This window comes from Phenylobacterium kunshanense (assembly GCF_003254525.1).
GTDB lineage: Bacteria > Pseudomonadota > Alphaproteobacteria > Caulobacterales > Caulobacteraceae > Phenylobacterium > Phenylobacterium kunshanense.
Genome location: NZ_QFYS01000001.1, coordinates 777,057 through 794,353 on the forward strand (window position 1 = coordinate 777,057; position 17,297 = coordinate 794,353).

The following is a 17,297-nucleotide window of genomic DNA, read 5'->3' on the forward strand; positions in this document are numbered from 1 at the left end:
CCGGAACAAATCAGGTATAGGTCGGCGCCATGATCCGGATCGGCGTGGATTTCGGCGGCACCAAGATCGAGGCGGCGGCGCTGGACCCGGACGGCCGGTTCGTCGCCCGCGTGCGCGGCCCGACCCCGCCCGCCTATGAGGATCGCCTGGAGGCGACGCGCGAGATCGTCGCCGAGGCCGAGCGCCAGGCGGGCGTGTGGGCGGCCCGCATCGGCGTCGGCGGGCCGGGATCGCCCTCGCCGGCCACGGGCCTGATGCGCAATTCCAACTCCACCGTCCTGAACGACCGCCCCTTTCCGGCCGACCTGGAGCGGGTGCTGGAGCGGCCGGTGCGCTATGCCAACGACGCCAACTGCCTCGCCCTGTCCGAAGCCACCGACGGGGCGGCCACGGGCGCGCGGGCGGTCTTCGCCGTCATCATCGGCACCGGCTGTGGCGGCGGGATCGCCGTGGACGGCCGGCTGGTGGAGGGGCGGAACCTGATCGCCGGCGAATGGGGCCACACGCCCCTGCCCTGGCCGCGCGACGCCGAACTGCCCGGCGTGCGCTGCTGGTGCGGCCGGGTGAACTGCCTGGAGCTCTGGCTGTCGGGCACAGGGTTCGCCCGCGAGGCCGGACGTTCGGCCGAGGGCGCGGTGGCGGCGGCGGACCACGCGGCGCTGGATCTCTACGCCGACCGGCTGGCGCGGGGCCTCGCGGTGATCGTCGACATCCTGGACCCGGACGTGATCGTCCTGGGCGGCGGCATGTCCAACATCGCGCGCCTGTACGAGACCCTTCCGGCGGCCATCACGCCGCACGTGTTCTCGGACGTCTTCGAGACGCCGATCCGCCCGGCGCTGCACGGCGATTCCTCAGGCGTGCGCGGCGCCGCCTGGCTGTGGCCGCTGGAATGAAGGCGCTCTGCCGCGACTGCTTCTGGTCCGGCGGCGAGCCCGTGCGGCGCTGCCCGGTCTGCGGCTCGCCGCGCATCGTGGCGCACGAGGAGCTGGGCGACCTCGCCATCGCCCACATGGACTGCGACGCCTTCTACGCCAGCGTCGAGAAGCGCGACCGGCCAGAGCTGCGCGACCGGCCGGTGATCGTGGGCGGCGGCAAGCGGGGCGTCGTCACCACCTGCTGCTACATCGCCCGCATCTCCGGCGTCAGGTCGGCCATGCCGATGTTCAAGGCGCTGAAGGCCTGCCCCGAGGCGGTGGTCATCAAGCCCGACTTCACCAAGTACCGGACGGAGTCCAAGCGCATCCTCGGCATGGCGGCCGAACTGACGCCCCTGGTCCAGAACCTCAGCCTGGACGAGGCGTGGATGGACCTGTCCGGCACCCAGCGGCTGCACGGCGCCCCGCCGGCGGTGACGCTCGCGCGCCTGCAGGCGCGGATCGAGGCCGAAACCGGGCTCACCGTCTCCATCGGCCTCGCCCCAAACAAGTTCCTGGCCAAGATCGCCTCCGACCTCGACAAGCCGCGCGGCTTCTCTGTCATCGGCCACGAGGCGCAGACCTTCCTGGCGCCGCAGCCGGTGAAAATCCTGCCCGGCGTCGGGCCGGCGATGGTCGCCAGCCTGGAGAAGGCCGGCTTCCGCACCGTGGGCGACATCGCCCGCGCGGACCGCAAGTGGCTGGCCGAACGCTGGGGCGCGCACGGCCTGCGGCTCTACGACCTGGCCCACGGGCGCGACACGCGGTCCGTGAACCCCAACGAGGCCCGCAAGGGCATAAGCTGCGAGACCACCTTCAACGACGACCTGTCCCGACTGGAGGACCTGGAGGATCGACTGGCGCCGCTCTGCGACCGGGTGGCCCGCCAGGCGCGCTCAGGCGGCGTGGCCGGCCGGGTCGTGACCCTGAAGCTGCGGACCACCGACTTCCGGATCGTGACGCGCCGCCGGACCCTGCCCGTCGCCACCCAGACCGCCCACACGCTCTTCAGGGTCGGCCGCGAGCTGCTGGCCAGGGAGGCGACCGGTCGGCCCTGGCGACTGATTGGGATCGGGATCGCCGACCTGGTCGAAGGCCAGGAAGCCACCTCGGACTTCTTCGCCGAGGAGGAGCGCAAGGCCCTGGCCAGCGAACGCTCCATGGACGCGATCCGCGAGAAGTTCGGCGCCGGTGCTGTGACCTCGGGTCGCATGCTTCGCCGCCCGCCTGCCCGGGACGACGACTAGGCTCCTCACCCGGCCGAGTCGGCCCTCCACCGCCTGCGCTACAGGGAGCGGGCGCCCTCAAGCTGGACAATCGGCCGCGGGGCCGCCCGCCGATTGGGCAGGTCATGGTTAGCGGCGTCTTAGCCCTACGGTAATCGCCAAAGGGTACAACGCCTGTGGGCCGTGACGATTCAACCCTTCCAAAAGACGCTATCTTCCATATCTAATCCCTGGACAGGTTGAGATCACGGCGACGCCAGGAGACCGGCACATGAGCGAACGGAAGGAAGACGGTGCTGACACCGGCGTTCGCTCGGCAGTGGTCACGCAGACCAAGCCGAAGACGCAGAAGCCGTCGATGTACCGCGTACTTCTGCTCAACGACGACTACACGCCTATGGAATTCGTCGTCTACGTACTTGAGCAATTCTTCAATAAGTCGCGCGAAGATGCGACTCGCATAATGCTCCATGTCCATCAACATGGCGTGGGCGTCTGCGGAGTCTACACGTACGAAGTGGCGGAAACAAAAGTGGCCCAGGTCGTTGATACGGCGCGGCGGCATCAGCACCCGCTGCAGTGCACCATGGAGAAGGACTAAGGCGCTTGCCTTCATTTTCTCGCCAGCTCGAAGAATCCCTGCACCGCGCGGTCGCCTACGCGAACCAGCGCAAACATGAATACGCGACGCTGGAGCACCTGCTGCTCAGCCTCATAGACGACGAGGACGCCGCCGGTGTGATGCGCGCGTGCGACGTCGAACTGGGCGCGCTGCGTACGACCCTCACCAACTACGTGGACAATGAGCTCCGCTCCCTTGTCGTCGACGACGGGGAAGACGCGAAACCGACCGCCGGCTTCCAGCGCGTGATCCAGCGCGCGGTGATCCACGTGCAGTCCTCGGGTCGCGAGGAGGTGACCGGCGCCAATGTGCTGGTGGCCATCTTCTCCGAACGCGAGAGCCACGCCGCCTACTTCCTGCAGGAGCAGGACATGACGCGGTACGACGCGGTGAACTACATCGCTCACGGCATCGCCAAGAAGGCCGGCGCCTCCGAGGCCAAGCCCGTCAAGGGCGCCGAGGAAGAAGAGAAGCCGCAGGTGAAGACCGGCGGCGAGGCGCTCGAAGCCTACTGCGTGAACCTCAACGAGAAGGCCAAGCAGGGCAAGGTCGATCCGCTGATCGGCCGGCTGCAGGAAGTGGAGCGCTGCATCCAGATCCTGTGCCGCCGCACCAAGAACAACCCCCTGCTCGTCGGCGACCCCGGCGTCGGCAAGACCGCGATCGCGGAAGGCCTGGCGCGCAAGATCGTCAACAAGCAGGTGCCGGAGGTCCTGGCCGGCTCCACCATCTTCTCGCTCGACATGGGCGCGCTGCTGGCGGGCACCCGCTATCGCGGCGACTTCGAGGAGCGCGTGAAGCAGGTGGTCAAGGAATTGGAGAACCACCCGGACGCGGTGCTCTTCATCGACGAGATCCACACGGTGATCGGCGCCGGCGCCACGTCGGGCGGGGCCATGGACGCCTCCAACCTGCTGAAGCCGGCCCTGGCGTCGGGCACCCTGCGCTGCATGGGTTCGACCACCTACAAGGAATTCCGCCAGCACTTCGAGAAGGACCGGGCCCTCGTCCGGCGCTTCCAGAAGATCGACGTCAACGAGCCCACGATCGAGGACACGATCAAGATCCTCAAGGGGCTGAAGACCTACTACGAGGAGTTCCACAAGCTCCGCTACACGAACGACGCCATCAAGGCGGCGGTGGAGCTGTCGGCCAAGTACATCACCGACCGCAAGCTGCCGGACAAGGCGATCGACATCATCGACGAGGCCGGCGCCTCGCAGATGCTGCTGCCCGAGGGCAAGCGGAAGAAGACCATCGGCCTGAAGGAGATCGAGGCCGTCGTCGCCAAGATCGCCCGCATCCCGCCGAAGTCGGTCTCCAAGTCCGACACCGAGGCGCTGAAGCAGCTGGAAAGCGACCTGAAGCGCGCGGTCTACGGTCAGGACGCCGCGATCGAGTCGCTGTCTGCGGCCATGAAGATGGCGCGGGCGGGCCTGCGGGACGCGAACAAGCCGATCGGCTGCTACCTGTTCTCGGGCCCCACCGGCACCGGCAAGACCGAGACGGCGCGACAGCTCGCCTCGACCCTCGGCATCGAGCTGCTGCGGTTCGACATGTCGGAGTACATGGAGCGCCATACGGTCAGCCGCCTGATCGGCGCGCCCCCCGGCTATGTGGGCTTCGACCAGGGCGGCCTGCTGACCGACGCGGTGGACCAGCATCCGCACGCGGTGGTCCTACTGGACGAGATCGAGAAGGCGCACCCGGACGTCTTCAACATCCTGCTGCAGGTCATGGACCACGGGCAGCTGACCGACTCGAACGGCAAGAAGATCGACTTCCGCAACGTGGTCCTGATCATGACCTCGAACGCGGGGGCGTCGGACGCCCAGCGCAACGCCATCGGCTTCGGCCGCGGCAAGCAGGACGACGAGGTGGACGAGGCCCTGAAGCGCCTGTTCACGCCAGAGTTCCGGAACCGCCTGGACGCCATCGTGCAGTTCCGCCCGCTGACGCCCGAGATCATTCGCCAGGTGGTGCAGAAGTTCGTCATGCAGCTGGAAGCCCAGCTCGCGGACCGGCACGTCACCATCGAGACATCGGACGAGGCCGCCGACTGGCTGGCCAAGAACGGCTTCGACGAGCTCTACGGCGCCCGGCCCCTGGCCCGGGTCATCCAGGAGAACATCAAGAAGCCGCTGGCCGACGAGATCCTCTTCGGCAAGCTGGCCAAGGGCGGCCACGTCCGCGTGGTGCTCAAGGACGGCAAGCTGGCCTTCGAGATCGAGGGCGAGGAGCGCGAACCCGGCGCCCCTGTGGTGGAGAACCCCGCCGAGGAGGCCGAGCCGGTCGACTGACCGGTTCGCTCAGAGCAGACAAGGGGCCTCCGGTTCAGCCGGGGGCCCTTTTTCTTGGATCGCGCGCTCAGAAGGCCTGCGGCCGGCGCCGGAGGTCCCGCTGGATCGCCGCCATGACGACATCGCGCCCCACCTTCACCGGCCAGCGGCCCCGCCGCGGCCAGGCCCACCAGCCAGTCCGGATGTTCGGCGGCAGCCGCAGGTGCAGCCGACCGGCCTCCACGTCCGAATGCATCGGCGTGTAGTACACGCAGCGTTCGAAGTAGTGGTGGGTCACCAGGCTGCGGCGGGTAGCGCCAGGTTTGCGGATCGGCGATCCGCCATGCGCTAGGTTCGCGGCCCAGACCAGGGCCGATCCCTTGCGGATCGTCGCCTGGACCACCGGCAGGTCCGCCGCGGCGATCCCAGCGGCGAAGCGGGGGACGTAGCTGCGCTCATAGTCGACATGGGTGGGCTGATCGTGAGTCACGCCTGCTCCCCGCATGGTCAGGACAGGCAGGCGGTGGCTGCCAGGGTGGTAGACCAGCGGACCCGCCTCCGGCTGCACATCCTCGAGGGCGATCCAGACCCCGCACATGAACCGCTCGGGCGCGCTGTGGAAGTGGATGGCGTCGGAGTGGATGTGCTGCTGGCTGCCTTGCCGGAAGTTCAGGGTCTGGAAGGGAAAGGGATCACGGCCATAAGCGGCCCTAAGCAGCCGTCTTACCTCGGGCCAGTCCGCGAGACGGCGCACGGCCGCGCTGCGATACCAGGCGTCCTGAACGCGGCCGGCTCCCTCGGCGAAATAGTCCTCGGTATCCGCGACGACCTGATCGCAGAGCGCCAGCGCCTCGGGGCCAAGGTCTATCGCCGCGACGCCATCCCGCGCCAGATCGCGGACGAACGTCTCCGTCGCCGCGTCGAACCGCGACGCCGCCAGATAGGCCTCGAGATCATCGGACTCGAACCACGGCACATCCGGCTGCCGCCGCCATCGGGAACCCAGGACGCTGGACACTCAAAACCTCAACTCGTCCGCGGCCCCGATTCCGCTAAAGCTGTATCCTTACTCGAATACGCCTTTGGCGCGAAGTCTAGGCGATCTTCGCGGCGATCAGGCCCGCGAGCTCCTTCAGCTCGCCCATGTCCGCCATGCCGCCTTCCGCATGACGTCCCAGCGCCACGCCGTCCCACCGGGGAATGATGTGGAAATGCAGGTGGTAGATCGTTTGGCCGGCCGGCGCGCCGTTGAACTGGGTGACCACGATCCCATCCGGGCTCAGCGCCGCCCGCACGGCCTTCGCCACGCGCTGGACGCCGAGGATCAGGATCGAGAGCCGCTCGGGCTCCTCCTCCAGCAGGTTGCGCGCGACCGAGTGCTTCGGGATCACCAGGGTGTGGCCGCGCGACTGCGGGAACACGTCCATGAAGGCGTAGACGTGCTCGTCCTCGAAGACACGCGCGGCCGGCATCTCGCCCCGCAGGATCTTCGCGAAGATGTTGCCGTCGTCGTAGGTCCCGTCCAGGCTCATGGCGCACTCCGTGGGTCGTTGCGGCACCGGTAGCAAATCGCAGCCAGGGGCGGAACGCCTGCGGGCCGTCTCAGTGGGCGACGCAGGCGGCGGGGGGCAGGACGACCACCGAGCCGTGTCCGAACTTCGCCCGATAGGCCGCGCGGACGGCTTCGATCCGCGCATAGCTGTCGCCCTTCCTGGGCAGCACGATCATCAGCACCTTCGGCGAGCCCGGAACGATCACCGCGTCGCCGCCGACCACCGGTGGGCCGCTGTCCAGCACCGTCACGCCCTTCGGGAAGCGCGGGGTGACCTCCTGATCCACGAACCGGCGGACCTCCTCGTCGGAGAGCTGCCTGGACGCGGTCAGGAACAGCTGGGCGGTCCGGATCTGGGTCTGACCGGGCGGGCAGACGCCAGCCTTCGGCGTCGTGGCGCAGCCCGCGAGCGCCAGGGCGCCCAGGATGGTCGCTCCGATCCGGATCATCAGCCGATCAGCTCGCGACCGATGAGGAAGCGGCGGATCTCGTTGGTGCCGGCGCCGATGTCGTAGAGCTTGGCGTCGCGCAGGAAGCGTTCCACCGGATACTCGCGGGTGTAGCCCGCGCCGCCCAGGGCCTGGATCGCCTCCAGGGCCACCTTCACCGCATTCTCGCTCGCCATCAGGATCGCCCCCGCCGCGTCGAACCGGGTGGTCAGGCCCGCGTCGCAGGCCTTGGCGACAGCATAGACATAGGCCCGGGCCGAGTTCAGTGCGACATACATGTCGGCCACCTTGCCCTGCATGAGCTGGAACGAGCCGATCGGCTGGCCGAACTGCTTGCGCTCGCGCACGTACGGCAGGACGACGTCCAGGCAGGCCTGCATGATGCCCAGCGGCCCGCCAGACAGCACGGCGCGCTCATAGTCCAGCCCGCTCATCAGCACGCCCACGCCACCATTCTCCGGGCCGAGGATGTTTTCGGCGGGAACCTCGCAGTCCTCGAACACCAGCTCGCCGGTGTCGGAGCCGCGCATGCCCATCTTGTCGAGCTTCTGGGAGACGCGGAAACCCTTGAAGTCCTTCTCGATCAGGAAGGCAGTGATGCCGCGCTGGTGCGCCTCGGGCGCGGTCTTGGCGTAGACCACCAGGGTGTCGGCGTGCGGCGCGTTGGTGATCCAGAACTTCGTGCCGTTCAGGACGTAGCGGTCGCCTTTCTTCTCCGCCTTCAGCCGCATGGAGACGACGTCGGAACCACTGCCGGCCTCGCTCATGGCCAGCGAGCCGACGTGCTCACCGCTGATCAGCTTCGACAGGTAGCGCCGCTTCTGCTCCTCGGTCCCCCAGCGGCGGATCTGGTTCACGCAGAGGTTCGAGTGGGCGCCGTAGCTGAGTCCGACGGAGGCGGAAGCGCGGCTCACCTCCTCCATGGCCACGACGTGCTCGAGGTAGCCGAGGCCAAGGCCGCCGAACTCCTCCTCGACGGTGACGCCGTGCAGGCCAAGCTCGCCCATACGGGGCCAGAGCTGGCGGGGAAATTCGTTGGTCCGGTCGATCTCCGCGGCGAGCGGGGCGATCTGGTCGGCGGCGAACTTTGCGGTCGTATCGCGGATCATGTCCGCCGACTCGCCAAGGCCGAATTCGAGGTTGGGTCCGGTGTTCGGGATCATGCGCGGTGGTTAGCACGGCGGCGCGGCGCCCGCGAAGGGCCGGATCAGTCCTGCTCGGCCTCCCGGCCCAGGCGCTGGAGCAGGCGGTACACCGCCACGACGAAGAAACCGACCCCGGCCAGCCCCGCAGGCCACGCCACCATGGTCGGGGTGATGGGGCCGCCCGTCGGCGCGCCCCCGGCGCTAAGCCCCCAGAACACCCCAAACCCGAAGAACGCCAGCCCGAGGAGCGACAGGAGCAGATCCCAGACTACCGAGGGCTCCTTCGGCTTCGGCGCCGGTCGGGTGCGGGCGGGGATGAACTCATAGGGCTGGGCCTCGGCCAGGGCGTCGGCGCTGGGCGGCTCCGGGGCCTCATCCTCGACGGGAGCGCGGGGAATCTCGAGCTCCGTGTCCACGGCGATCAGAGGATCGACGTAAGCGACCACCGGCTCGGGTTGGGGTTCCGGCTCGGGCTCCGCCTCGGCGGCAGCAGGCTCCGCCTCGACGACGACGGGCTCCGCTTCAGGCGGCAGGGCGACCGCGAGCTCAGGCTCCGCTTCAGGGGACACGGGCGCGGCGGTGGGCTCGCCCTCCGCCTCGGGTTCGACTCCATCGAAGGCGGTCGTGATCGGGGGTGCGAAATCGGCCTGGGGCCGCAGTACCTCCTCGAGGTCCAGCTCAGGCTCGGGCGCCGGCTCGGGCTCCTCACCCGGCTCGGCGAAGATGCGCTCGAGGCGACCCGTCACGGCCTCCGCCGCCACGGTAACCGCCGCCGCCGGCGGCGGCGCAGGCTCGGCCGGCTCGTCGGGCAGGAAGTCCTCCCGGCGCACCTCGACCTTGTCGCCTTCGAACGAGGTCTCCAGACCCACCGGGCGGCGCATCGGCACCAGGTCCAGGGCGTCGAGATCGATGACGGGGCGCAGGAGCGGCGACGGCGCCGGCACCCAGGCGTCGCCCGCCGGCGTCAGGAACAGGGCCTTTTCCGCGGCGCGTCGGCGGACCAGGGCGTCCACCACGATCCGCTCGCCCTCGAAATCGGCCTTGCGCCACAGCTCCATGGCGCAGGCGGCCTGGACGGTGGAGCCGGCGTTGAGCCGCTTCAGCACCTGGCTGCGTCGGAAGTTGTCGAGGCCGATATTGAAAGCGAAGCTGCAGAGGGCGTCGAACTGGTTCTGGCTGACGGGCGCCAGCACGCTCTCGTTGACCGCGTGCTGCACGGCGATGAGGTCATAGACCAGCAGGGCCTCGGCGTCGGCCTCCGAGACCTCGGCGCCTTCGCGGGCTGTCAGGGTGTGCCCATAGCCGATCGTCCAGCGGCCATCGGGCAGCTGGGCGGCTTTTCGGCGGTAGCCCTCGAACCGTTTGATCAGCTCGATGGCCGCCCGGGAGACGCGGTAGCGCGAGAGCATGGCTCCCATTCGTCCCAAATCGGCACAGGCGGCAGGCGCCTGGGGACGTCCAGCGCAAGCCTGACGCCACTTACAGCAGGATTATTGCCGCGAGTCCCAGGAAGGCGAAAAAGCCCGTGAAGTCGGTGACGAAGGTGACGAAGACCGACGAGGACACCGCGGGGTCGCGTCCCATCCGGTCGAGGGCCAGCGGGATGACGGCGCCGGCCGCCGCGGCCACGAACAGGTTGATCATCAGCGCCAGGCCGAACGCCAGCGTCAGCCGCAGGTCGTGGAACATCAGGTAGATCGCCCCGCCCGTCAGCAGGGCCAGGGCCGCACCGTTCATCAATCCGACCACCATCTCGCGGCTGACCGTCCGCACGGCGTTGAAGGCCGAGAGCTCGCGACTGGCCAGGGCGCGGACGGCGACCGCCAGGGTCTGGGTGCCGGCGTTGCCGCCCAGGGAGGCCACGACGGGCATCAGGGCCGCCAGGATGGCGAGCTTCTGGATCTCGCCCTCGAAGGCGCCGATGACACTCGCAGCCAGGGCGGCGGTCAGGGTGTTGATGAGCAGCCACGGCAGCCGCGAGCGGACGATCCCCATGACGCTGGCGTCGCGCCCCGCATCAGACACACCCGCGAGCGCCAGGATGTCCTCCTCGCCCTCCTCCTGGACGACGCCGACGATGTCGTCGACGGTGATCTGCCCCACCAGCCGGCCGGCGGAGTCGACCACCGGAGCCGAGATCAGGTGGTACTTGTCGAAGATGTAGGCGACCTCTTCCTGGTCGAGATCGACGGCGATCTCGTTCACCGGCTCCATGATCTGGGCCAGCGGAACCTGCCGGCCCGACCGCAGCAGCAGGCTGACGGGCACGGCGCCAACCGGCTTGTAGGCAGGATCGACCACATAGATGTCGAAGAACAGCTCGGGCAGGTCGCCGGCGTCCCGACGGAAATGGTCGATGGCCTGACCGACGGTCCAGAACTGCGGCGCGGCCACCACCTCGCGCTGCATCAGGCGGCCGGCGGTCTCGTCCTCATAAGCCAGGGAGGTCTCGATGGCGGCCCGCTCGGTCTCGGGCATGGCCGCCATGACCTCGGCCCGCTTGTCGGCCTCCAGGTCGTCGACGACGTCGGCGGCGTCGTCCGATTCCATCTCGCCGATGGCCTTGGCCAGAGTCGCGGACGGGACGTGTTCCAGCACCTCCTCGCGGATCTCGCTGTCCAGTTCGGACAGGATCTCGGCCAAGGTCTCGGGATCGAGGTGCGGAACCAGCTCCTCGCGCGCATCGGCCGACAGGAAGCCCATCAGGTCGGCCACGTCGGCGGGGTGCAGGGCGCTCAGCAACTCGCGCAGCCGCTCGGCGTCGCCCCGGTCGAGCGCGTCGGCGACATCCGAGACGAATTCGGGGTTCAGGGCGTAGTCGTCTTCGAGCGCGAGGTCTTCGAGGTCTTCCTCGATGTCCGCGACGTCAGCGAGGTCGTCCGTTTCGCGGCTCATGCGGACCTCCCTGGACTATGTGCGGACGGCTCTGCTGCTAACCCGGTTAGGCGCCTGATTCACTGATGCGGTCGAGGGACTGCAAACGGCGAGACGCCCTGTTCAGCCAAAGGCTTCGCAGCGCGTCCTCCTTCGCTTCATCACTTTCTACCAAGGTCCTGCGAAGCCCGGAGGGCGATGCAGGATGGTGCGGTCGAGAAGACTCGAACTTCCACGGGTTGCCCCACAGCGACCTCAACGCTGCGCGTCTACCAATTCCGCCACGACCGCTCGTGGTGAGGCGCGGCAGGTAGCAAACCCGATCAGGTTTGTGAAGCGCGGCGTTTCGCGCTTTTCACATTCGGCTCAGGCCGCGCCGGCCATGTAGTCGTAAACGTTGGCCTCGCGCGTCACCAGGATGGCGATGCGCTCGTCGTTGATCTGGATTTCGCCCCGGGCGACGGGGTGGTTGTTCGCGAGGATCCAGACCTCCTCGTTCACCGTGGTGTCGAGGGGAATCACCGCGCCGCGGCCCATCCGCAGCAACTGGGCCATCGGCAGGTTGGCGCGGCCGAGCACCACCTGGATTTCCACATTGACCGCCTTGACCTGGCTCACGAAGAACGACCTCGGATGGGCTACGAACGAAACGGGGGCTTTGCGCGACGCACGCCCGAGCCCCACATTTGGGCCGACATGCTTGACCAGGGGTTAAATCCGGACGCCGAAGCGCTGTTCGGCCGCACCGACGGCGTTCCGGCCGCCTGGGCGGTCAGCCGCGCGCCGGTGGGCTATCCCGAAGCCGTGGCGGCCATGGAGGCCCGCGCCGCCGCCATCGCCGACGGGACGGCCGGCGAACTGGTCTGGCTGCTGGAGCATCCGCCCCTCTACACCGCGGGCGTCTCGGCCAGGTCGGACGACCTGCTGGAGCCAAATCGGTTCCCCGTGTTCGAAAGCGGGCGCGGGGGCCAGTTCACCTATCACGGGCCGGGCCAGCGGGTGGCCTACGTCATGCTGGACCTCACGAAGCGCCGGCGGGACGTGCGCGCCTTCGTCAGCGCGCTGGAGGCGTGGGTCATCGACGCGCTCGACGCCTTTAATGTGAGGGGCGAGATTCGCGAGGGCCGGGTCGGCGTCTGGGTCGAGCGCCGCGCGCCGGGAGCGCCTGCGCGCGAGGACAAGATCGCGGCCATCGGCGTGAAGCTGCGCCGATGGGTCTCGTTCCACGGCATTTCCCTGAACGTGGAGCCCGACCTCTCGCATTTCAGCGGCATCGTCCCCTGCGGGATCACGGCGCACGGCGTGACCAGTCTGGTGGACCTTGGACTGCCGGTGACGATGGACGACGCCGACGCCGCCCTGAGATCCAGCTTCAGCCGTATATTCGGCCCGGTCGAGGACGCCCGGCCACCGGTCTAGCTGGCCGGCAGGGGGCCCACCGGATTGAGGCCATATCGATTGGCGCCCTGCTCGCCCGGCATGACGGCCAGTTCCACAGCCGCCCAGACCAGGACCAGGAAGAACAGGAAGTCCAGGAAGCCGGCCGGGTGAGGCCATACGGCGACGATGGACACCAGGATCAGCGCGGCCCACCAGCCCGAACGGCCGCGATCATGCAGCCGCTTCGAGAGGACGCAGGCGCCTGGGTAGAACAGCGCCGGATAGACGAGCCAGCCGGTGATCCAGTGCAGCGTCGGCGTGACCGTGGCCTCGTAGAGGGCCGCCAGAAACAGGAGCACCGCCGCGGCCAGCAACGACGGCAGGCGCGGCGCCCTCCCCCCAGCCGACAGGAAGAGTTCGGCGAAGCCCATCTGGTTCATGCGGCCTCCGGCCGGTGAGTCTCTCAGGCGAACTCTACCAGAACCTCGTCGGCCGCGACGCTGTCGCCGGACTTCACGTTGACGGTCTTGATCACCCCGTCCCGCTCGGCCCGCAGGATGTTCTGCATCTTCATGGCCTCGAGCACCGCCACGATCTCGCCGGTCTTCACCTCCTGGCCCTGGGCCACGTCGATGGAGACCACGAGGCCCGGCATCGGCGACAGCACCATCTTGGAGGTGTCGGCGGCCTTCTTCGGCGGCAGCTTCTGGTGCAACTCGGCTGACCGCGGCGTGAGCACGAGCACGTGCAGCGTCGTGGCGCGGTGGCGGATGATGAAGCCCTCGGCCGCCGGCTTGACCGTCACGCTGAAGTCGACGCCGTCGTAGCGCCCGCGGAACACCGGCTGGCCCGGACGCCAGTCCACGTTCTCCAGACGGCCCGTGCGGCCGTCGCCCTCGACGGTGAAGTCGCCGTTGCTGGCGGTGACCCGGACGGCGCGCTGGTTGTGGCCCGCCACCACGACCCAGTCGTCGCGCAGCAGGTCAGGCGCGGCACGGCGAGTCAGAACCCGGTGCATGGCCAGGGCCACCGCGCCCATGAGGTCGAGCTGGGCCTCGGTCGGCGGCAATCCCTGGAAGCCCTCGGGGAACTCGTCCTTGATGTAGTTGGTCGAGATCTTGCCCGACCGGAACCGCGGCTGGTCCATAACGGCGGCCAGGAACGGGATGTTGTGGCCAAGACCCTCGATGTGGAAGTCCTCGAGCGCCCGTCCCATGGCGTCGATCGCCGCGTCCCGGGACTTACCCCATGTGGACAGCTTGGAGATCATGGGGTCGTAGAACATCGAGATCTCGTCGCCTTCCCGCACGCCCGCGTCGTTGCGGACGACGGCGGCCCCGACGGCCCCCTCCTCGGGCGGCGAATAGCGGACCAGGCGGCCGATCGACGGCAGGAACCCGCGGTACGGATCCTCGGCGTAGATCCGGCTTTCCATCGCCCAGCCGTTGATCTTCAGGTCCTTCTGGCCGAACGCCAGCGGCTCGCCCGCGGCCACGCGGATCATCTGCTCGACGAGGTCGACGCCGGTGATCAGTTCGGTGACCGGATGCTCGACCTGCAGGCGGGTGTTCATCTCCAGGAAGAAGAAGCTGCGGTCCTGCCCGGCCACGAACTCCACGGTGCCGGCGCTGTCGTAGCCCACGGCCTGGGCCAGGGCGACGGCCTGCTCGCCCATGGCCTTGCGGGTCTTCTCGTCCAGCAGCGGGCTGGGGGCTTCCTCGATGACCTTCTGGTTCCGGCGCTGGATCGAGCACTCGCGCTCGAACAGGTGGACGACATTGCCGTGCTTGTCGCCCAGCACCTGGATCTCGACGTGGCGCGGGCTCTCGATGAACTTCTCGATGAAGATCCGGTCGTCGCCGAAGCTGGACTTGGCTTCGGCGCGGACGGCGGGGAAGCCCTCCTCCACGTCCTTGCGCGTCCAGGCCACCCGGATGCCCTTGCCACCGCCGCCGGCGGAGGCCTTGATCATCACCGGATAGCCGATCTCCTCGGCGATCTTGATGGCGTGGGCGGTGTCGTCGATTTCGCCTACGTGGCCGGGCACGGTCGAGACGCCCGCCCTGGCGGCGAACTTCTTGGACTCGATCTTGTCGCCCATGGCCTCGATGGCCTTAGGATTCGGGCCGATGAAGACGATGCCCTCGGCGGCCAGGCGCCGCGCGAAGCCGGCGTTTTCCGACAGGAAGCCGAAGCCCGGGTGGACCGCCTCTGCGCCGGTCTGGCGCACGGCGTCGACGATCTTGTCCGCGACGAGATAGCTCTCGGACGCAGGCGCGCCGCCGATGAACACGGCCTCGTCGGCCATCTCCACAGCCATCGAATCAGCGTCGGCCTCGGAGTAAACGACCACCGTCTTGATGCCCAGGCGGCGGCAGGTCTTGATGATGCGGACGGCGATCTCGCCACGGTTGGCGATCAGGATCTTCGAGAACATGCGGGCCCTTGAGCTTCCGTCTCCAATACAGCGGGACGCGCCACGCGCACTTTGCATGGTATCGCGCCTTCCGCCCGGAGGTCGGCGACCTTAGATTGGCGGCCATGAGCACGCCAGCGGTCTCCCCCTCCGGTTTCTCTCTCTCGCCGCCTGACCCTGAGGAACGCAAGCGGCTGGAGGGCGCGCTGACGCGCGAGGAGGCCGAGGTCCTGCTGCATCATGGGACTGAGGCGCCGTTCTGCGGCGGGCTGCTCGATCAGAAGGACAGCGGGGTCTATTGCTGCCGCCTGTGCGGCCTGCCGCTGTTCCAGCATCGCACCAAGTTCGAGAGCGGCACCGGCTGGCCCTCGTTCTGGGCGCCGATCGACGAGGCCCATGTGAAAGCGGTGCGGGACACGTCCTACGGCATGATCCGGATCGAGACCCGCTGCGCCCGTTGTGACAGCCACCAGGGCCACGTGTTCCCCGACGGCCCGCCGCCGACGGGCCTGCGGTACTGCATCAACTCGGTCTCGCTGCAGTTCGTCGGGAACGGCGTGCCCCTGCCCGACCCGCTGGGCCGCGGCGACAACGCCCATCCCGTCAGCTCTTAGGTTTCACGCGGGCCGATTTGCGACGGGGTGCGCGCGCGGATGAGCGCGCGATGGCGCCCTTCGGCAGCGGGTGGTCCCCCTCGGACTCCATGAGGTGACCGAGCACCTGGAACAGGAAGGCCGTCGACCAGCCCAGCAGCAACATGCCGTTGATGCCCTCCAGGACGCCAAGGACACGCCATTCGTCGGGCAGGAACGCGCCCGCCTCGCCAAGGGTCGAATAGGCGCTGGTGGAGAAGTAGAGCGCCGCTTCCAGATCCGGGAGGATGCCCATGCCCAGGAAGAACAGGGCGTAAAGCCAGATCTCTGCTCCATGCACGACGAACAGGCCCAGCACGATCCCAAGCGGGACCAGCAACCGATCGACGTGCACCCAGGCGCTTAGAAATCGGCGCAGGTACAGGTCGGTCAGCCGCATCAGTCCTTCGAGGCCGATCAGGTGGATCACCACCGTGCCCGCGACGAGGCCGGTAGCGATGGCCAGCTCATGAGGAAGATTGCCGAGCAAAATTAGTCCCCGAGGTCGCGGTCAGCGCGATTCATCCGGAACAGCTTGAGCACGGCAAGTCAGCCAGCACGAGGCGCCTCGTCGCCGCAAGAGGCCCGCGACGCCGGGCGGCGCGCGGGCCTGCAGTACGCCTGAGCGTCGATGGTGGCGGTGTCAGGTCCGCCGGGTCGTGGACCGCGTAGCGCTATCGTCGGTGGACATGGTCCCATTGCCGCCCGCCTGGTGCAGCATCTGGGGCTTGTCGGCCTCGCCGTCGGTCACCTCCTTCAGAGGGTCGCTGCGGCGCATCTGGGCGTCCTGGACGCTGTCGCCGAAGCCCCGGCCGGCGCTCGTGAAGTAGCTGCCCTGCTGGATACGCAGGTTGTTCTGGACGTGGTTCACGCCCGAGATGTCCTCCACGATCCGTTCGGCCCGATGCTTGGCCTCGCGGTTCTCGACCGTGCCCGACAGGGTGATCTCGCCGCCCGACACCGACACATTGATATTCGAGGCGTCGAGCCAGGAGTCGTCCGTCAGGCGCTGGTGTGCGTCGTCGCTGATACGCTCGTCCGAACGCTTGTAGCCCTTGGGACCCATCCCACGATGGCCGCGCGCCTCATAGTAGCCGCGATCGTCGTCGTCCCGCGTCGCGCCCTCGAACCAGCTCTTCACCCGCTCGCCCGTGCGGCGGAAGAAGTCGCCGGCGTCCCGGGCGCGGTCCTCGAAGTCCCGCTCACGGGTGAACCGGCCGCCGTCGCCGTAGCCACGCTCGTCGTAGTCGTAGCCGCCTGTGCCGCCCGAGACGGGTCGGCGCATCTCGCGGGACCACCGCTGGTCGGCCTCGCGCGTGCCGAAGCGGCGGCCTTCGCCGTAGCTGCGGGACATCGAGCGATAATCCCGCTCGGCTTGGCCATAGTCCCGGTCCTCGAAGCGGGAATTCGACCTGTAGCCCGTGTCGTAGTCGCCACGGCGCATGGCGGGAGAGACTCCGCCATAGTCGCGATCCTGCCAGTCGCCCCGACCGGACTGGGGCCCATGCCGCCGCGGGCCATGGTCCGCCCCGCCAGCCAACCAGTCGTCATCCGGCCGCGCGGCGCCGTAGCGGCCCCGGGTGAATTCCGACTGCGGACGGTTATAGCCGACCCCGGTGTCGCGCTCGCCGAACACCCGGTCCTCGCGCCCGAACGACCGTTCCTCGGACCCCGACCACCGCTGGCGCTCGTCGTCCCGCCAGTCGTTCTCGGCCCGCCAGTCCCGGTCGCGCCATTCGTCGCTCCAACGACCCGCCATGTCCGTTCTCCTTCGTTCTTGTGCTGATGGCGGGACGGACCCGCCT

At 68.5% G+C, this 17,297-nt stretch carries 17 protein-coding genes and 1 tRNA gene; 6 read left to right on the forward strand and 12 right to left on the reverse strand.

The window, feature by feature from the left end; all coding sequences use genetic code 11:
• Window positions 1-29 precede the first annotated feature (29 nt).
• From DJ019_RS03965 to clpA, 4 genes are all read left to right on the forward strand, one after another.
• On the forward strand, window positions 30-896 hold the full coding sequence (locus tag DJ019_RS03965) for an ROK family protein (protein ID WP_111274659.1): 867 nt from the start codon (window positions 30-32) through the stop codon (window positions 894-896).
• Complete coding sequence (locus DJ019_RS03970; RefSeq protein WP_111274660.1) at window positions 893-2,164, forward strand: DNA polymerase IV; 1,272 nt, start codon at window positions 893-895, stop codon at window positions 2,162-2,164. The genes DJ019_RS03965 and DJ019_RS03970 overlap by 4 nt, the downstream gene beginning before the upstream one ends.
• Before the next feature lie 250 nt (window positions 2,165-2,414).
• Window positions 2,415-2,744 carry an ATP-dependent Clp protease adapter ClpS gene (gene clpS, locus DJ019_RS03975; protein WP_111274661.1) on the forward strand — a complete coding sequence of 110 codons (330 nt, stop codon included), beginning with the start codon at window positions 2,415-2,417 and terminating at the stop codon, window positions 2,742-2,744.
• A gap of 5 nt (window positions 2,745-2,749) precedes the next feature.
• A complete protein-coding gene (gene clpA, locus DJ019_RS03980) occupies window positions 2,750-5,065 on the forward strand; it encodes an ATP-dependent Clp protease ATP-binding subunit ClpA (RefSeq protein ID WP_111274662.1) in 2,316 nt (771 codons plus the stop codon).
• A gap of 67 nt (window positions 5,066-5,132) precedes the next feature.
• On the opposite strand, the gene DJ019_RS03985 is transcribed toward clpA, so the two are convergent.
• From DJ019_RS03985 to DJ019_RS04020, 8 genes are all read right to left on the reverse strand, one after another.
• Entirely contained in the window at window positions 5,133-6,062 is a 930-nt protein-coding gene (locus tag DJ019_RS03985) for a phytanoyl-CoA dioxygenase family protein (protein ID WP_240606357.1), read from the reverse strand.
• A 76-nt stretch (window positions 6,063-6,138) separates the two neighbouring features.
• Window positions 6,139-6,576: an HIT family protein gene (locus DJ019_RS03990; protein WP_111274663.1), complete on the reverse strand. Its 438-nt coding sequence runs from the start codon at window positions 6,574-6,576 to the stop codon at window positions 6,139-6,141.
• Between the two features lie 70 nt (window positions 6,577-6,646).
• Complete coding sequence (locus DJ019_RS03995; RefSeq protein ID WP_111274664.1) at window positions 6,647-7,045, reverse strand: DUF3574 domain-containing protein; 399 nt, start codon at window positions 7,043-7,045, stop codon at window positions 6,647-6,649.
• Entirely contained in the window at window positions 7,045-8,208 is a 1,164-nt protein-coding gene (locus DJ019_RS04000) for an isovaleryl-CoA dehydrogenase (protein ID WP_111274665.1), read from the reverse strand. The genes DJ019_RS03995 and DJ019_RS04000 overlap by 1 nt, the downstream gene beginning before the upstream one ends.
• Window positions 8,209-8,252: 44 nt before the next feature.
• Window positions 8,253-9,599, reverse strand: a complete 1,347-nt coding sequence (locus DJ019_RS04005; RefSeq protein WP_165843890.1) for a lysozyme — start codon at window positions 9,597-9,599, stop codon at window positions 8,253-8,255.
• Between the two features lie 70 nt (window positions 9,600-9,669).
• Window positions 9,670-11,085, reverse strand: a complete 1,416-nt coding sequence (mgtE, locus tag DJ019_RS04010; RefSeq protein ID WP_111274667.1) for a magnesium transporter — start codon at window positions 11,083-11,085, stop codon at window positions 9,670-9,672.
• Between the two features lie 185 nt (window positions 11,086-11,270).
• A tRNA-Leu gene (locus tag DJ019_RS04015) sits at window positions 11,271-11,355 on the reverse strand.
• A gap of 75 nt (window positions 11,356-11,430) precedes the next feature.
• Window positions 11,431-11,748 carry a FliM/FliN family flagellar motor switch protein gene (locus tag DJ019_RS04020; RefSeq protein ID WP_420849832.1) on the reverse strand — a complete coding sequence of 106 codons (318 nt, stop codon included), beginning with the start codon at window positions 11,746-11,748 and terminating at the stop codon, window positions 11,431-11,433.
• A 12-nt stretch (window positions 11,749-11,760) separates the two neighbouring features.
• Between DJ019_RS04020 and lipB the strand changes: the two genes are divergently transcribed.
• Window positions 11,761-12,483 (forward strand): lipoyl(octanoyl) transferase LipB, encoded by a 723-nt coding sequence (gene lipB / locus DJ019_RS04025; protein ID WP_111274774.1) that lies wholly within the window; start codon window positions 11,761-11,763, stop codon window positions 12,481-12,483.
• Here lipB and DJ019_RS04030 read toward each other — a convergent pair.
• Window positions 12,480-12,884 (reverse strand): DUF805 domain-containing protein, encoded by a 405-nt coding sequence (locus tag DJ019_RS04030; RefSeq protein WP_111274669.1) that lies wholly within the window; start codon window positions 12,882-12,884, stop codon window positions 12,480-12,482. The two genes, lipB and DJ019_RS04030, sit on opposite strands and share 4 nt — an antisense overlap.
• A gap of 23 nt (window positions 12,885-12,907) precedes the next feature.
• Complete coding sequence (locus DJ019_RS04035; protein WP_111274670.1) at window positions 12,908-14,881, reverse strand: acetyl-CoA carboxylase biotin carboxylase subunit; 1,974 nt, start codon at window positions 14,879-14,881, stop codon at window positions 12,908-12,910.
• A gap of 104 nt (window positions 14,882-14,985) precedes the next feature.
• Between DJ019_RS04035 and msrB the strand changes: the two genes are divergently transcribed.
• Complete coding sequence (msrB, locus tag DJ019_RS04040) at window positions 14,986-15,474, forward strand: peptide-methionine (R)-S-oxide reductase MsrB (RefSeq protein WP_111274671.1); 489 nt, start codon at window positions 14,986-14,988, stop codon at window positions 15,472-15,474.
• On the opposite strand, the gene DJ019_RS04045 is transcribed toward msrB, so the two are convergent.
• On the reverse strand, window positions 15,464-15,982 hold the full coding sequence (locus tag DJ019_RS04045) for a two pore domain potassium channel family protein (RefSeq protein WP_205854077.1): 519 nt from the start codon (window positions 15,980-15,982) through the stop codon (window positions 15,464-15,466). The genes msrB and DJ019_RS04045 overlap by 11 nt on opposite strands.
• Window positions 15,983-16,135: 153 nt before the next feature.
• Window positions 16,136-17,251 (reverse strand): BON domain-containing protein, encoded by a 1,116-nt coding sequence (locus tag DJ019_RS04050; RefSeq protein ID WP_240606358.1) that lies wholly within the window; start codon window positions 17,249-17,251, stop codon window positions 16,136-16,138.
• Window positions 17,252-17,297 lie beyond the last annotated feature (46 nt).

Excerpts from the sequence above, each read along its gene's own strand:
- DJ019_RS03965 (WP_111274659.1), top strand. The coding sequence starts at position 30 with ATGATCCGGATCGGCGTGGATTTCGGCGGCACCAAGATCGAGGCGGCG.
- lipB (WP_111274774.1), top strand. The coding sequence starts at position 11,761 with ATGCTTGACCAGGGGTTAAATCCGGACGCCGAAGCGCTGTTCGGCCGC.
- msrB (WP_111274671.1), top strand. The coding sequence starts at position 14,986 with ATGAGCACGCCAGCGGTCTCCCCCTCCGGTTTCTCTCTCTCGCCGCCT.
- DJ019_RS04050 (WP_240606358.1), bottom strand. The coding sequence starts at position 17,251 with ATGGCGGGTCGTTGGAGCGACGAATGGCGCGACCGGGACTGGCGGGCC.
- clpS (WP_111274661.1), top strand. The coding sequence starts at position 2,415 with ATGAGCGAACGGAAGGAAGACGGTGCTGACACCGGCGTTCGCTCGGCA.
- DJ019_RS04035 (WP_111274670.1), bottom strand. The coding sequence starts at position 14,881 with ATGTTCTCGAAGATCCTGATCGCCAACCGTGGCGAGATCGCCGTCCGC.
- DJ019_RS04000 (WP_111274665.1), bottom strand. The coding sequence starts at position 8,208 with ATGATCCCGAACACCGGACCCAACCTCGAATTCGGCCTTGGCGAGTCG.
- DJ019_RS03995 (WP_111274664.1), bottom strand. The coding sequence starts at position 7,045 with ATGATCCGGATCGGAGCGACCATCCTGGGCGCCCTGGCGCTCGCGGGC.
- DJ019_RS03990 (WP_111274663.1), bottom strand. The coding sequence starts at position 6,576 with ATGAGCCTGGACGGGACCTACGACGACGGCAACATCTTCGCGAAGATC.
- DJ019_RS04005 (WP_165843890.1), bottom strand. The coding sequence starts at position 9,599 with ATGCTCTCGCGCTACCGCGTCTCCCGGGCGGCCATCGAGCTGATCAAA.
- DJ019_RS03970 (WP_111274660.1), top strand. The coding sequence starts at position 893 with ATGAAGGCGCTCTGCCGCGACTGCTTCTGGTCCGGCGGCGAGCCCGTG.
- DJ019_RS04030 (WP_111274669.1), bottom strand. The coding sequence starts at position 12,884 with ATGAACCAGATGGGCTTCGCCGAACTCTTCCTGTCGGCTGGGGGGAGG.
- mgtE (WP_111274667.1), bottom strand. The coding sequence starts at position 11,085 with ATGAGCCGCGAAACGGACGACCTCGCTGACGTCGCGGACATCGAGGAA.